This window comes from Trinickia sp. EG282A (assembly GCF_040965455.1).
Classification (GTDB): Bacteria; Pseudomonadota; Gammaproteobacteria; order Burkholderiales; family Burkholderiaceae; genus Trinickia; species Trinickia symbiotica.
Window position 1 is genome coordinate 1,382,418 of record NZ_JBFRCC010000002.1, and the last position, 13,460, is coordinate 1,395,877.

The following is a 13,460-nucleotide window of genomic DNA, read 5'->3' on the forward strand; positions in this document are numbered from 1 at the left end:
ATGGGTTTGAGCTTCGAGGACCTCGAAGTCGGCTCCCGGCGGGACGCGGGCGCACATACATTCAGCGTCGATGAGATCCTCGAGTTCGCCGAGCGCTTCGATCCGCAACCGTTTCATCTCGATGAGTCGGCCGCAAAAGCGTCCCCGTTCGGCGGGTTGATCGCGAGCGGCTGGCATACGTGCTCGGTGCTCATGGGCCTTTGCGGGCGCAACATGCTGAGCGGCTCGACCTCGATGGGCTCGCCCGGTATCGACGAGATTCGCTGGATCAAGCCCGTGCGTCCCGGCGATACCATTCACCTTTTCATTTCGGTCCTCGAGAAGCGAATTTCGGGGAGCCGGCCTGATCGTGGCATCGTCTCATTGCTTTGGGAGGGTATCAATCAGGCGGGCGAGACCGCGGTGACCGTGCGATCGAAGGTGATCTTCGGTTTGCGCGGCGCTTAATGCTTCGCGTACTGCGTGGCGCCGAACAACATTTCCCTTGCCTTGTCGTCCACCAGGGGCCTGCGGGCAGAAGCAAGCACATCGACGCCACGCACGACGGCCGGCCGCGCCGCAATGGCTTCATGCCAGCGCTTCACGTTCGGGAACTCGCTGAGCTCGATACCCTGGTTTTGCCATGAGCGCGTCCACGGAAAGGCTGCGATATCCGCAATCGTGTAGTCGTCGCCGGCAAGGTACCGAGTTTTGCTCAGCTGCGTGTCCATGACACCATAGAGGCGCTTGGCCTCGTTCGTGTAGCGGTTAATCGCGTATTCGATCTTTTCCGGGGCATAGACGCGGAAGTGATGCGTCTGCCCGAGCATCGGCCCGATGCCGCCCATCTGGAACATGAGCCATTGCAGTGTCGAGTAGCGCGCCACCGGGTCAGCCGGCAGGAATTTGCCCGTCTTCTCGGCGAGATAGAGGAGGATCGCTCCTGATTCGAAGAGCGAGATCGGCTTGCCGCCGGGACCGTCGGCATCGACGATCGCCGGGATCTTGTTGTTCGGGCTGATGGCGAGAAACTCGGCCTTGAATTGATCGCCGGCACCGATATCGATCGCATGGACGCGATATTCGAGGCCCGTTTCCTCGAGCATGATATGGACCTTGTGCCCATTCGGCGTCGCCCAGCTATAGACATCGATCATCGCGGCTCCTTGGAGGACGGTGGCGTCGCGACAAGCAACGCCGATCGAGCCGCAAATTAGCATAGAACGATGAGAGCCGCAGACAGCGCCGCAAACCCCTTTTAGCGGTGCGGTTTCGGTACGCGTGCGCGCCGTCGCCCCCCGCGCGTTAGACTCTCGTCAGGTCGCGCTTCGCGGGGTATAGCGCGCCAGTTCCAGCTTCGCAATGGCGTTTCGGTGCACTTCGTCGGGACCGTCTGCAAAGCGCAGCGTGCGTGCTAGCGCGTACGCGTAAGCGAGCGGAAAATCGTCGCTGACGCCACCGCCGCCGTGCGCTTGGATCGCCCAGTCGATCACCTGGCACGCCATATTCGGCGCGACCACCTTGATCATCGCGATCTCGGCGCGCGCGGCCTTGTTGCCGACCGTATCCATCATATAGGCCGCCTTCAGCGTCAGGAGGCGTGCCTGCTCGATCGCGCATCGCGCTTCGGCGATGCGCTCCTGCGTGACCGTTTGCGCGGCGATCGGCTTGCCGAATGCGACACGCTCGGACGTCCGTCGACACATCAGTTCGAGGGCTCGCTCGGCGAGCCCCACCAGCCGCATGCAGTGATGGATGCGGCCAGGGCCGAGGCGACCTTGCGCGATCTCGAAGCCGCGACCCTCGCCGAGCAGCACGTTCGCGGCGGGCACGCGCACGTCGTCGAGCGAAATTTCCATATGGCCGTGCGGTGCGTCGTCGTAGCCGAAAACGTTGAGCGGGCGATGCACGGTGATGCCCGGCGTATCGGCCGGCACGAGAATCATCGATTGCTGCGCATGCTTCGGCGCGGCGGGGTCGGTCTTGCCCATGACGATGTAGACTTTGCAGCGCGGATCGCCAGCCCCCGAGGACCACCACTTGCGGCCGTTGATCACATAGCTGTCACCGTCGCGTTCAATGCGCGTGCGGATATTCGTCGCGTCGGACGAGGCGACGTCGGGCTCCGTCATCAGGAACGCCGAGCGGATAACGCCTGCGAGCAGCGGTTCGAGCCAACGGCGTTTTTGTTCGTCCGTACCATAGCGCTCGATGGTCTCCATGTTCCCCGTATCGGGTGCATTGCAATTGAAGACTTCGGGCGCCCAAGGTACGCGTCCCATGATCTCCGCGAGCGGCGCATATTCGAGATTCGTGAGGCCGGCACCGCACGACGAGTCGGGCAGAAAGAGATTCCAGAGGCCAGCCTCGCGTGCGCGAGCTTTGAGCGTCTCGATCAGCTGTGTCGGCACCCACGCGTTGCCGTTTTGGCGATTGCGCCCGACTTCTTCGATGAACGCGCGCTCGTTCGGGTAGATGTGCTCGTCGAAGAAAGCGAGGAGCCGCGAACGCAGCGCCTCGACTTTGGGGGTGTAGTCGAAATTCATCGTCAGCTCCCTTTCAATCTCGAGTCAGCGCACCTTCTGTGCGTACGACCACGCGAGCTCCGCCATCGGCCTCGCGCGCCGGCCAGCGTCGGCCGCTTGCGCGCTCGCGGCGGTACCGACGGTCACGCGCTTCATGATGCCCTGCAGGATCGCGGCGATGCGAAACATGTTGAAGGCGAGGTAGAAATTCCAGTCGCCCGTGATCGCGAGCCCCGTACGCTCGCAGTAGCGGGCGACGTAGCTGGCTTCGTCGGGGATGCCGAGCGTCGCCCAATCGAGGCCGCCGATCCCGCGGAATTGCCGCGGATCGACGTGCCATGTCATCACGTGATAGGCGAAATCGACGATCGGATCGCCGAGCGTCGACAGCTCCCAATCGAGCACCGCCAAGATGCGCGGCTCGCTCGGATGGAAGATCAGATTGTCGAGCCGATAGTCGCCATGTACGATTGCGACACGCGTTTCGCCGTCGGACGATTCGACGGGAACATGGGCGGGCAGCCACTCGATGAGTCGATGCATCGCTTCGATCGGCTCGGTCTCCGAGGCTTCGTACTGCTTGCTCCAGCGTGCGATCTGGCGCGCCAGATAGTTGCCTGGCTTGCCGTAGTCCGCGAGGCCGACGCGCTCGGCATCGACCGTATGGAGCGCCGCGATCACGCGGTTCATTTCGTCGTAGATCGCCGTGCGCTCGTCGCGCGACATGCCGGGCAGTGTCGGGTCCCAGAGCACGCGTCCGTCGACGTGCTCCATTACATAAAACGCGCGACCCATCACCGATTCGTCGTCGCAAAGCGCGAGCATGCGGGCGACGGGCACATCGCTGCCGGCCAGCGCATCCATCACGCGGTACTCGCGCTCAATCGCGTGCGCGGACGGAAGAAGCTTCGCGGCAGGCCCGGGCTTCGCGCGCATCACGTAACTTCGCGTGGGAGTGACGAGCTTGAATGTCGGGTTCGACTGGCCACCCGCGAACTGCTCGACGGCGAGCGGGCCCGCGAATCCGTCGACATGCTCGCGCAGCCAGGCCGAAAGCGCTGCTTCGTCGAAACGCTGTTGCGCCGATACCGAGCGCGTGCCGGTGAACGCGGAATAGTCCTGCCGCTGATCCGCGTCGCCTGCCTGTGGGCTGTGCGCCGTCATGTCCGGCTCCTCCGATGTCCTAGTCGTGGTCCTAGTCCCCTCGATATCGCAGATATTGGGCGTAAAGCATCTCCATCGTCGTGTGCCGCACATCGCGAAAGAGCGGGCCGGGCGGCGCGTAATTGAGCATCCGCACCACCCAATCGCGTGGCTGGCTACCGGCGTCGAGTGCATTGATACACCCCGCCGCTTGGGCAAGATGGCCGAAGAATGCTCTGCCGCCCGCCGTGATCGCATGCGAGAGCAGCGCGCGGTTGACGCCACCATGCAGCACGAGCAATACGGTATCCCACGATGGATCGGCGCGCAGCCGGGCGAGCGCGGGAAGGACCCGGTCAAGCAATTCGCCGATCGTTTCGCCGCCGAGAAAGCGCGTTTCCTCGGGCACGATGCCGTCGAAGATCGTCAGGAACGCACGCTCGATTTCGGCCGGCGGCAAATCGGGCAATCGTCCCGATCGAATCTCGCGCCACTCGGGCCAGCTTTCGATCTCGACTTGCTTGCCGAGCGGATCGTCATCGTCGCGCCGTTTCGCATTACTGTTTGGGTTGCCGCGCTCATCGCCCTGGCTCGCGCCCATGGCCTGACGCATCTGAGCAATCACGCACTGCGCGGTTTCGATCGTGCGCGGCAGGCCGCTTGCGATGACGCGATCGAATTGCACATTGGCCGAGGCAAATGCCTGGCCTGCCGCTCGCGCTTGCGCTTGGCCTCGTTCGTTGAGCGGCACCGTATCGGGATCGATCGCCCGGCCCGAGTCGTCGAAGTAGGTCACGTCGCCATGCCGCATCAGGAAGATGCGCCGCCGCTTCGGGATCTTGAACTCGGGCATCGCGGTGGTCCGTTATCGATAGCGCGCAGGCCGCTTTTCCAGAAAGGCAGTGATGCCTTCCAGCCCCTCGCGGTGATGCAGCGAGGCGACGAAGTGGTCGCGCTCCAAGTTCAGCTGATCGGGCAACGACTGCTCGCCGGCGGCGGCCACGAGCGTCTTGATGCGGCTCGTCGCATTGGGCGAGCCGCGGCCGAGCTCGTCGGCCCACGCGATCGCCGCATCGCGGACGTGCCCCGGCCCGGGCTTCACGAGGCGGTTGACGAGGCCGAGCGCATGAAGACGCGCCGCGGAGATCGGTTTGGCGTCGAGCAGCACTTCCGTCGCGAGCTGGCGCGGCAGCGACTGCCCGAGGAACCACGAGCCGCCGCCGTCAGGTGTCAGCCCGACGCGCGCATACGACATGACGAACTTCGCATCTTCTGCCGCGACGATCAGATCGCAGGCGAGGGCAAGCGAAAACCCGGCCCCGGCCGCCGCGCCGGCCACCGCGGCGATGACGGGTTTCGTCGACGTGCGCAGCGCCAGAATCCATTGACCGAGCAGGTCGATGCTTTGCGCCTGGACGGAGGGGTCTTTCGCGCGGTTCTCGAGCAGCCGGTTCAAATTGCCGCCGGCGCAGAAGAAATCGTCCGCGCCCGTCAGCACGACGGCGCGAATCGAGGCGTCACGCTCGGCCGTCTCGAGCGCGACGATGCCGGCCGCGTACATGTCCGGATGCAGCGCGTTGCGCGCGCCGGGGTTCGAGAGCGTCAGGACGAGCGTCGATTCGCTCTCGGGTGGCCGCGCCGCCAGAAGTTCCGCGCTCATGATCGTCAAAGGCGCGAAAGCCGCTCGAGCGCCGTCGCGAGGGTTTCCTCGCGCTTCGCGAAGCAAAAGCGCACGACGCCCGACTCGTGCCGCTCATGATAGAACGCCGACACCGGAATGGCGGCCACGCCGATCTCGCGCGTGAGCCACTTCGAGAAATCCTCTTCGGACATATCGCTGATCGCCGAGTAATCGACGCACTGGAAGTAGGTGCCCTCGCAAGGCAGCAGCTTGAAACGCGTACCGCCCAGGCCGTCGCGGAAAAAGTCGCGCTTGCGCTGATAGAAGGCGGGCAGTTCGAGATAGGGCGCGGGATCGCCCAGATAGTCGGCGATGCCGACCTGCATCGGCGTGTTCACCGTGAACACATTGAACTGATGCACCTTGCGGAACTCGGCCGTAAGCGGCGCCGGCGCCGCCACGTAACCGACCTTCCAGCCCGTCACGTGAAAGGTCTTGCCGAAACTCGAGACGACGAAGCTGCGCGCCGCGAGCTCGGGATAGCGCGCGACGCTCTGATGTGGCGCGCCGTCGTAGACCATGTGCTCGTAGACCTCGTCCGAGACGATGAGCACGTTCGTGCCGCGCACGATGTCTTCGAGCTTGCGCATGTCCTCGGCGTGCCAGACAGTACCCGTCGGGTTGTGCGGCGTGTTGATGAGAATGAGCCTCGTGCGCGGCGTGATGGCGGCCGCCAGCTTGTCGAACGGCACCCGATAGTCGGGCGCTTCGAGCGTCACGAAGACGGGCGTGCCGCCGGCGAGCTCGATCGACGGCAGATAGCTGTCGTAGGTGGGCTCGAGCACGACGACCTCGTCGCCCCGATGCACCGTCGCAAGGATCGCGGTCAAGAGCGCCTGCGTTGCTCCCGCCGTGACCGTGACTTCGGTCAGCGGATCATATCGCCGTCCGTGAATCGCCTCGATCTTGCTCGCGATCGCATCGCGCAGCGCAGCGATGCCGGCCATCGGCGGGTACTGGTTGTGACCATCGCGCATGGCCTTCGCGACCGCGTCGACGATGCGGGCGTCGCAGCCGAAATCGGGAAATCCCTGGCCGAGGTTGACGGCTTCATGCTCCGTCGCGAGCGCGCTCATGACGGTGAAGATCGTCGTGCCGACATTCGGCAGACGCGAGGGAAACTCGGGAGGCGCTACGTCGTGCGCGCGTTGCGTTGGCTCGTGCGGTGCGTTCATGGGGCGCTCGAAGTGACGATAGGTTCATGCAGCATGCAGGCGGCCGCGAACGGCGCCGGCTGGGCGATGCGAAAGCCGAAATCGCGCGCGGTGCGCCGCGCGAGCTTGAGCAACGCGCGGTCCTTCGAGACGAGCCAGTCCGCACCGGCCGAATGGGCGAGCTCGAGAAATTTCTGATCGTCGCGATCCTTGCAGCGCGGCAGCGTGGCCGCGCCGGCGGGCGGCTCGGCCGGCAGTGTCATGACCGAGAGCCGCGCGACCGACGCGAGCGCCTCCTGCTTGTCGACGGCGCGGCGCGTGAACTGCGGATAGTCGAGCACGCGCGAGAGCTCGGCGAGGCAGCGCGCATCGATGACGGCGTCGAGCGCACCGCTGCGCAAGGCGGCATGGATCGGGCGCGTGGCCGCGTCGTCGAACACGAGGATGTCGATCCAGACATTCGAATCGAGGACGACCCTAGGCGCGGCGCGCGAGGCATCGGGACCAGAAAGACTAGGCATTCGCTACAATCGGGCTTTTCGCGTTCTCCACCCGGCACATCGTGCCGGCCAGCCTCCATGATAATTGTTTTGTCTCCGGCGAAGTCGCTCGACTACGAGACCCCGCCGCACGTTCGACGTCACACGATTCCCGACTTCGTCGAGGACGCCGCGCAGCTCGTGGAGGGCTTGAGGCGTTTGTCGCCGCAACAGATCGCGACGCTGATGGGCGTTTCCGACTCACTCGCGCAGCTCAATTTCCAGCGCTATGCCGACTGGTCGCCCGAGTTCGGCTTGCACAACGCGAAACAGGCTGTGCTCGCGTTCAACGGCGACGTCTATGAGGGATTCGACGCGAAATCGCTGTCGGCGGCCGATCTCGATTACGCGCAGCAGCACGTGCGCGTGCTCTCGGGTCTTTACGGTCTGCTCCGTCCGCTCGATTTGCTGCAGCCGTACCGTCTCGAGATGGGAACGCGTTTTTCGAACGCGCGCGGCAAGGACCTCTACGCGTTCTGGGGCGAGCGCATTACGGATGCGCTCAACGCGCAGCTGCGCCAGAAAAAGCGCGGCGCTCGCGTACTGGTCAATTGCGCCTCGGAGGAGTATTTCAAATCGGTCAAGCCCAAGCGGCTCGAAGCGCCCGTGGTTACGCCGGTATTCGAGGACTGGAAGGGTGGCCGCTACAAGGTCATCAGCTTTCACGCCAAGCGCGCGCGAGGACTGATGGCACGCTTCGCTGTCGAACACCGCCTCGGCGCGCCCGAAGAATTGAAAGCCTTCGCGGCCGAGGGTTATTCGTTCGACGAAGCGGCGTCGAACGATGCCACCTATGTTTTTCGCCGCCGCGTCGGCGATTGAGACTCCCATGACACTTTCGATCACCAGCAATTTCGATGGCGGCGCGGTCCAGGTTCTGTCTTGCGAGACGGCCGGCGATATCCGCTTGCGCATTCGCCCCGACAGCCATGCCGAGTTCGCGCAGTGGTTCTACTTTCGGCTCTCGGGCGCACGCGGCGAGCGCTGCGTGATGACGTTCGAGAACGCGGCCGATTGCGCGTTCGCGCAAGGATGGCACGGCTACCGCGCAATGGCGAGCTACGACCGGGTCAACTGGTTTCGCGTTCCCACGTCGTATGACGGCCGGGTGCTGACGATCGACCACACGCCCGAATTCGATCGCATTTACTACGCTTACTTTGAGCCCTACAGCGAGGAGCGGCACGCGGAGTTTCTCGGCGCGCTGCAGCAGATGCCCCATGCGACACTCGTCGAGCTCGGCCAAACGGTCGAGGGGCGTCCTGTCTCGCTGCTGGCGCTCGGCGCGCACGAAGCCGCCGACGCAGCGAGGCACGAGGGCGCCGCGGCAAAGAAGAAAGTCTGGATCGTCGCCCGCCAGCACCCCGGGGAAACGATGGCCGAATGGTTCGTCGAAGGGCTCGCGAAGCGACTGGCGGGGTGGGGCGACTGGTCGGGCGATCCGGTCGCGCGCAAGCTTTTCGAGCGCGCCGTGTTCTACATCGTGCCGAACATGAACCCCGACGGCAGCGTACACGGCAATCTGCGCACGAATGCGGCAGGCGCGAATCTCAACCGCGAATGGATGGATCCGGATCCGGAACGCAGCCCCGAGGTGCTCGCGGTACGCGATGCGATTCACTCGATCGGATGCGATCTGTTCTTCGATATTCACGGCGACGAGACGTTGCCTTATGTGTTCGTCGCCGGCTGCGAGATGCTACCCGGCTTCACGGCGCACCAGGCGGCCGAGCAAGCGGCCTTCATCGAAGCGTTCAAGCAAGCGAGCCCTGATTTTCAGGACAAGCACGGCTACGAGTCGGGCAAATACCAGGAAGACGCACTGAAGCTCGCTTCGAAGTACATCGGCCATACATTCGGCTGCCTGTCGCTGACGCTCGAGATGCCGTTCAAGGACAATGCGAATCTGCCCGATGAGCGAGTCGGATGGAACGGCGAGCGTAGCGCGGCGCTCGGCGCCGCCATGCTCGGCGCCGTGCTGCGCCATCTCGAAACGTTCGCGTAAAGCGCCGCCCCGCGGCTTCCCGCGGCTAGTGCCCGACACTAGGTGCCGCCGCCGCGCTTTTTCCTCTGAGCCTGGGCTCGCTGCGTCGTTCTTTTCGTCGTGTGCTTCGACCCGTGCTTGCCTTTGCCCTTCTTCGTCGAGCGCTCAGCGCGCGGCTTGGCCGGCGGCACCGGGTCATTCCAGCTGAATGCCAGCATTTGCTGGCCGACATAGCCGCAGCGAAACTTCAGATCGTAGGGAGCGTGATCTTTGTCGCGCGCGATGCCTTGCCCTTCGACGGTGACGACATTGTCGACCTTGATCCGCTGCTTGCCTTCGTCGAACGAATCGTTCCACGGCGTAATCGTGGCATGCTGGCTGTCGAACGATTCGGGCGCGAATTCGACATGATCGATGACGTTCGACGTGCTGGCGACGAAGCTGCCGTGCGCGGCGCAATCGGCGACGAGCGGATCGGCGTGCATGTCGCCGACAAACTTGGCGATCAATTCGTTGCGCTGATCGATCAGATCGGCGCGGGCGGGGGTGACGAAGGCGAGAGGCAATGCGGCGAGCGCAACCGTCAGCGATCGGACAAGCCGACGCAGGCGGCGTGATGTGTTGGAGCTATCCATCCAGTTGATATTATCGAGATGTCACTTGGCCAGACGCCCCTCCGACACTGCCCTTGGGCAGCCTAACGGCGGAAATGGCGGGACGTCAGTGTGGCGGGCGCACTTCGCTAAGATGCCGCAGTCGCCGATAGAGTTCAACCGATCCGTGAACATTTGTGCCGCGGCAATGCCCGGCTCGAGCGCGGCGCGAAAGGCGAAGCTCGGGCGACACGGGCCGCGTGAGTCGCAATTGGGGGTGAACGTCGATGCAACGACTGACGATTACGTGCGCGGCCCCCCGAGGCGATAGCGGCGAACGTCGTTGGTGGTGACCCATGTCGGCTTGTAGACGGCGATGAGCGCCGTCGACATGCCCGTGAACCATGCTTCCCCGAGCGCGAGCAGGAGCACGCTCAATGCATAGCCGGCGGGGATGATGATCTTCGGCGAGCCACCCGCCAGCCCGACATGAAACCCGATCGCGACGGCCGAAGCGAGGGCGACGGCCACGGCGGGCGAGACGAAGCCTTGGATGGCGATGAATACGAAGAGATTGCGGGGCAGCCAGGCGAGTGAGGCGCGCTGCAACAGCGACGAGATGCCCACCGGCATTGCGCCGTAGACGAGGAACGTGAGCGCGATGCCTTGCCAGGCCGCGTCGAAGACGACGGCCGCGATCCCCGACACGGCAGCCATCGCGACGAGCGCGAGCGCCCAGTCGAACAAGGTCACGAAAAGGGTGGCGCCGAGCAAGTGCATGACTGGGCCGTCTTCGAGCCATGCATTGCTTGCCCATAACACCGAGATAGCGACGATGATGGCGAGCCACACGTGCTGCAGCGTCGCGTCCTGCAAGCGCTTGAACGGCCTGCGCAGCACCGCGAGCGCGAGAAGCCCTGCCGCGGCGACCCAGGCACCGATGGAAACCCACAGCGGAAGCGGCGTATAAAAGAACCCCATGTCGCCATATTACTCGTTGGAATCCGAAACCGGGAGCCGTTGCTGGCCCGACGCCGGTGCGCCGAGCAGTGCTTTCCGTGCTTATCGCGAGCCGGTATTCGTTACCGTCTTGCGGAACGGCGTTGCAGGTTCGGCAGCCATTGGCAGGCTATTCGTTTCCTCTTGCCGCGGCAATGGATACTTGAATGTGGTGCGGCGGCGCAACGGTACCGGGCCTGGCTGGCCTATCGCGGGTTTCGGCGCGTGTTCGTGCTCGCCGCGCAACACTTCGAGCTGCGGCGTGAGCCATCCGTTGTAGATGGCGACGGCCGCGGCGCGATTCGGCGCGCCGAGTTGCTGGAAGATGCTCGCGAGGTGAATCTTGACCGTGCCCTCGCTGATACCGAGCGTACGGGCGATCATCTTGTTGGTGCTGCCCATATGAACACAGCGCATGATCTGCTCCTGCCGCGGGGAAAGGGCCGGCGCAAAGCGGGCGCGCCGCGCGGACGGCGGCGTCAGCTCGCAGACGAGCGCGGGCGGCGGCGCCGAGACGTCGGGCGCAGTGCCTTCCTCGTGCATGAAAGCGCCGTGCGGCGCGTAGTGCCCACCTGCCAGCACCAGCTCGACGAGGCGCAAAATCAGTTTGGGATTCGTGCCGCGCGGGATGACGCCTTGCACGCCCTCGTCCATCAGCAGCCGGACGCGGGACGCGGACGCATCGTCGACGAACACCGCCACGCGCAGGCCGGGCTGCTCGGCGATCAGCGCGCGCACTTCCGAGACGCGCATCGCGTCGTGCCAGTCGACGACGAGCAAATCGACCGGTGCTCGCCGCAACGCCCGGCACGCCTGCGTCCAATCCCTTGCTTCGCAAAATCGTGCGTGCCGATTGATCTGCCGCAACAGTGCCTTGAGACCGTCGCGCCGCTCTGCTTCAGAACCGAGAACTGCGAACCGCATACTTTGCCTCCTGGTAGTCCAATGCGGCGCCGCCGCGGCGGCCCGACAGCGGGCCGGCCGCGCTCCTCTCGTGCCGCCGACGCAATGATGACAAATTCCTTACGAGCGGACGGCTAGCCGGACGGCATAGGACGCGCGCCGGCACGCTCGGCGTGCAGCTGGCGGTTGGCGGTTGGCGGTTGGCGAAGTATGGCTCGCCAAGGGAGCGACGGGCTCCCTTGCGGCGGGATCGGCGGGACGGTGCCCCGGCAAAGTCCCCTTTGAAGAAACCTGGGGGGGCACGCTAACGGGGCGGGAGCGAGTGGACGACTCAGTGGAAATGCGGCTGAGCGGGCTCGGCGTCTTCGGGCATCTCGGCGTGGACAATTTCACCGAGCGGATCCGCGTAGAGCGGAACGCCGCAATCGTCACAATATTCGGGCTCGAAACGGCCAGCGTGCCGGCGGATGTCGGTGAGACCCGCCTCCTTGAGCAGCGCGATGATTTCCTCGAGCGGGCCTTCCACTTCCTCGGTCTCCTCGTCGATCGAGAGCTCGCCGTTCTCGCGGCCGTAGAGCGGCCAGACGACGCCATAGATCACGTCGTTGCTGCCGCGGCGCGTGAAGCCGATCCGGTACTCGTCGATGCGCCGCTCGCCGAAGCCGGCGACGACCGCGCGCAAATCCTGCGCCGTCGCGCCGATCGTGTCATAGAGGTAGCGGATGGCGGTGCGCACCGTGTGCGGGCGCACGCGCTCGTCCGCGTCGCGGCAGGCGGAGTAGTAGGCGTCGGGCAGCAGGCATTCGAATTCGCAGCCGGGCAGGACGACCGCGAGGTTGGCGCCGCCTTGCGACGTCCACTGCTCCAGGCATTGCCCGCGCTCGATGCGCGCGCCGTTTTCTTCCTCTTGCCAGCGAAAGAGTGGCGCACCGACGGGCGCCGCCACCACGGCGAGCAAAAAGCGCGGATCGGCGAGGATAGGCGAAGTCTCCGGCAGCTCACCGAAGTTCATCTTGGCAGGCGTGCCGTTCACGGCGGCTTGAATCAGTTGCTGCGCCACGCGGTACGTCTCCACATGGTGGCGGGGCAGCTGGTCGATGCTGTAGAGGAAAGGCGCGAGCGCGACGCGTGTACCGTCGGCCAGTACGTGCGCTTGAAGATGGGCCCGCAGGGCATCGACCGATTCGGTCTTGAGCGAACCCGAAGGGATGATGTAGCGCGTCCACGCCAATATGGGCGCCGCGATCAACAATGCTTCGTAGGAAGCGCCTTCGTGCTCGATGACGAACGATTCACTGTGCGTTTCCGCCATGTCCGCGAGCGCGCCGTAGGCGTCCGGGTGATTCTGCTGAAGGTGATCGAGCGCGGCGTCGAGCGTGGTCTGATTGCCATTGCGGACGATCTTCGCAAGCAACGTGTCGAGCTTCGCTTCCCAGAAGCGGTCCTCGATACGGCTGCCGGAGGCGAAAAGCGCGAGCGACAAGCCGACGAGCTTGTCGGCATCGGGGGGAAGGCGTTTGGCGATTCGCGAGCGCATAGTGAGTGAATAGGATGTTCATTCGATGAACCTTCCATTCTAGTCGTTTCCGGCACCGTGAGCCCCGACTGCGCAAACACGAGGAGGCTATTCTTCACTTGCCACGCTTCGCGAAGCGGCCTAGAATCACGCCCTTTCGCGCGGTCGGCGACGGCGGCGCGAGAGAGGGAAGTGGAACGGCGAGCGGCGCGCATCGTGCTGTAAATACGAGGCGCGCGGCCAGCGGTTGGCGGGTCAGTGATGTGGCGCTGAGCAGCGTGCGACGCAATCAAAAAACTCGTTGACGACTGGCTGGTGACGCTGCATAATCTCGCTTCTCTGCTGCTGATGCAGCAACGCAAGACGGCGGTGCCGAAGGGTAGTGGTGGTAGCGGCGCCGAGGCGGTTGAGCGAACGATCTTTAACAATTCACAGCCGATAAGT

The 13,460-nt window shown here is 64.5% G+C and carries 14 protein-coding genes; 3 read left to right on the forward strand and 11 right to left on the reverse strand.

The window, feature by feature from the left end; genetic code table 11:
- Nucleotides 1-447 carry a MaoC family dehydratase gene (locus tag AB4Y31_RS14370; RefSeq protein ID WP_368674440.1) on the forward strand — a complete coding sequence of 149 codons (447 nt, stop codon included), beginning with the start codon at nucleotides 1-3 and terminating at the stop codon, nucleotides 445-447.
- Here the strand turns inward: AB4Y31_RS14370 and AB4Y31_RS14375 are convergent.
- The 7 genes from AB4Y31_RS14375 to AB4Y31_RS14405 all read right to left on the reverse strand — a co-directional run bounded on the left by AB4Y31_RS14375 (nucleotide 444) and on the right by AB4Y31_RS14405 (nucleotide 7,003).
- The gene (locus AB4Y31_RS14375; protein ID WP_368674441.1) at nucleotides 444-1,136 is read right to left on the reverse strand and encodes a glutathione binding-like protein; all 693 of its coding nucleotides are present in this window, start codon (nucleotides 1,134-1,136) and stop codon (nucleotides 444-446) included. The two genes, AB4Y31_RS14370 and AB4Y31_RS14375, sit on opposite strands and share 4 nt — an antisense overlap.
- Nucleotides 1,137-1,295: 159 nt before the next feature.
- A complete protein-coding gene (locus tag AB4Y31_RS14380) occupies nucleotides 1,296-2,525 on the reverse strand; it encodes an acyl-CoA dehydrogenase family protein (RefSeq protein WP_368674442.1) in 1,230 nt (409 codons plus the stop codon).
- Between the two features lie 24 nt (nucleotides 2,526-2,549).
- Nucleotides 2,550-3,668, reverse strand: a complete 1,119-nt coding sequence (locus tag AB4Y31_RS14385) for a phosphotransferase (protein ID WP_368674443.1) — start codon at nucleotides 3,666-3,668, stop codon at nucleotides 2,550-2,552.
- Nucleotides 3,669-3,699: 31 nt separating this feature from the next.
- The gene (locus tag AB4Y31_RS14390; RefSeq protein ID WP_368674444.1) at nucleotides 3,700-4,500 is read right to left on the reverse strand and encodes a histidine phosphatase family protein; all 801 of its coding nucleotides are present in this window, start codon (nucleotides 4,498-4,500) and stop codon (nucleotides 3,700-3,702) included.
- A gap of 12 nt (nucleotides 4,501-4,512) precedes the next feature.
- Nucleotides 4,513-5,307, reverse strand: a complete 795-nt coding sequence (locus tag AB4Y31_RS14395) for an oxepin-CoA hydrolase, alternative type (protein ID WP_368674445.1) — start codon at nucleotides 5,305-5,307, stop codon at nucleotides 4,513-4,515.
- Nucleotides 5,308-5,312: 5 nt separating this feature from the next.
- On the reverse strand, nucleotides 5,313-6,503 hold the full coding sequence (locus AB4Y31_RS14400) for a pyridoxal phosphate-dependent aminotransferase (protein ID WP_368674446.1): 1,191 nt from the start codon (nucleotides 6,501-6,503) through the stop codon (nucleotides 5,313-5,315).
- Nucleotides 6,500-7,003, reverse strand: a complete 504-nt coding sequence (locus AB4Y31_RS14405) for a putative toxin-antitoxin system toxin component, PIN family (protein ID WP_018442896.1) — start codon at nucleotides 7,001-7,003, stop codon at nucleotides 6,500-6,502. The genes AB4Y31_RS14400 and AB4Y31_RS14405 overlap by 4 nt, the downstream gene beginning before the upstream one ends.
- A 57-nt stretch (nucleotides 7,004-7,060) precedes the next feature.
- Here AB4Y31_RS14405 and yaaA point away from each other — a divergent pair, with 57 nt between their 5' ends.
- Nucleotides 7,061-7,843 (forward strand): peroxide stress protein YaaA, encoded by a 783-nt coding sequence (gene yaaA, locus AB4Y31_RS14410; RefSeq protein ID WP_018442895.1) that lies wholly within the window; start codon nucleotides 7,061-7,063, stop codon nucleotides 7,841-7,843.
- 7 nt (nucleotides 7,844-7,850) lie between these two features.
- Entirely contained in the window at nucleotides 7,851-9,026 is a 1,176-nt protein-coding gene (locus AB4Y31_RS14415) for a M14-type cytosolic carboxypeptidase (RefSeq protein ID WP_368674447.1), read from the forward strand.
- 38 nt (nucleotides 9,027-9,064) lie between these two features.
- On the opposite strand, the gene AB4Y31_RS14420 is transcribed toward AB4Y31_RS14415, so the two are convergent.
- From AB4Y31_RS14420 to AB4Y31_RS14435, 4 genes are all read right to left on the reverse strand, one after another.
- Nucleotides 9,065-9,640, reverse strand: a complete 576-nt coding sequence (locus AB4Y31_RS14420) for a BspC domain-containing protein (RefSeq protein WP_026230082.1) — start codon at nucleotides 9,638-9,640, stop codon at nucleotides 9,065-9,067.
- Between the two features lie 261 nt (nucleotides 9,641-9,901).
- Nucleotides 9,902-10,579, reverse strand: coding sequence for an energy-coupling factor ABC transporter permease (locus AB4Y31_RS14425; RefSeq protein ID WP_018442890.1), 678 nt, complete (start codon nucleotides 10,577-10,579; stop codon nucleotides 9,902-9,904).
- A gap of 81 nt (nucleotides 10,580-10,660) precedes the next feature.
- Entirely contained in the window at nucleotides 10,661-11,521 is an 861-nt protein-coding gene (locus tag AB4Y31_RS14430; RefSeq protein ID WP_368674448.1) for a LuxR C-terminal-related transcriptional regulator, read from the reverse strand.
- 310 nt (nucleotides 11,522-11,831) lie between these two features.
- Nucleotides 11,832-13,037 (reverse strand): DUF2863 family protein, encoded by a 1,206-nt coding sequence (locus AB4Y31_RS14435; protein ID WP_018442888.1) that lies wholly within the window; start codon nucleotides 13,035-13,037, stop codon nucleotides 11,832-11,834.
- Between the last annotated feature and the right edge of the window lie 423 nt (nucleotides 13,038-13,460).

Bases quoted from the DNA above. Each gene is read 5' to 3' on its own strand.
- AB4Y31_RS14370 (WP_368674440.1), top strand. From the start codon at position 1: ATGGGTTTGAGCTTCGAGGACCTCGAAGTCGGCTCCCGGCGGGACGCG.
- AB4Y31_RS14375 (WP_368674441.1), bottom strand. From the start codon at position 1,136: ATGATCGATGTCTATAGCTGGGCGACGCCGAATGGGCACAAGGTCCAT.
- AB4Y31_RS14380 (WP_368674442.1), bottom strand. From the start codon at position 2,525: ATGAATTTCGACTACACCCCCAAAGTCGAGGCGCTGCGTTCGCGGCTC.
- AB4Y31_RS14385 (WP_368674443.1), bottom strand. From the start codon at position 3,668: ATGACGGCGCACAGCCCACAGGCAGGCGACGCGGATCAGCGGCAGGAC.
- AB4Y31_RS14390 (WP_368674444.1), bottom strand. From the start codon at position 4,500: ATGCCCGAGTTCAAGATCCCGAAGCGGCGGCGCATCTTCCTGATGCGG.
- AB4Y31_RS14395 (WP_368674445.1), bottom strand. From the start codon at position 5,307: ATGAGCGCGGAACTTCTGGCGGCGCGGCCACCCGAGAGCGAATCGACG.
- AB4Y31_RS14400 (WP_368674446.1), bottom strand. From the start codon at position 6,503: ATGAACGCACCGCACGAGCCAACGCAACGCGCGCACGACGTAGCGCCT.
- AB4Y31_RS14405 (WP_018442896.1), bottom strand. From the start codon at position 7,003: ATGCCTAGTCTTTCTGGTCCCGATGCCTCGCGCGCCGCGCCTAGGGTC.
- yaaA (WP_018442895.1), top strand. From the start codon at position 7,061: ATGATAATTGTTTTGTCTCCGGCGAAGTCGCTCGACTACGAGACCCCG.
- AB4Y31_RS14415 (WP_368674447.1), top strand. From the start codon at position 7,851: ATGACACTTTCGATCACCAGCAATTTCGATGGCGGCGCGGTCCAGGTT.
- AB4Y31_RS14420 (WP_026230082.1), bottom strand. From the start codon at position 9,640: ATGGATAGCTCCAACACATCACGCCGCCTGCGTCGGCTTGTCCGATCG.
- AB4Y31_RS14425 (WP_018442890.1), bottom strand. From the start codon at position 10,579: ATGGGGTTCTTTTATACGCCGCTTCCGCTGTGGGTTTCCATCGGTGCC.
- AB4Y31_RS14430 (WP_368674448.1), bottom strand. From the start codon at position 11,521: ATGCGGTTCGCAGTTCTCGGTTCTGAAGCAGAGCGGCGCGACGGTCTC.
- AB4Y31_RS14435 (WP_018442888.1), bottom strand. From the start codon at position 13,037: ATGCGCTCGCGAATCGCCAAACGCCTTCCCCCCGATGCCGACAAGCTC.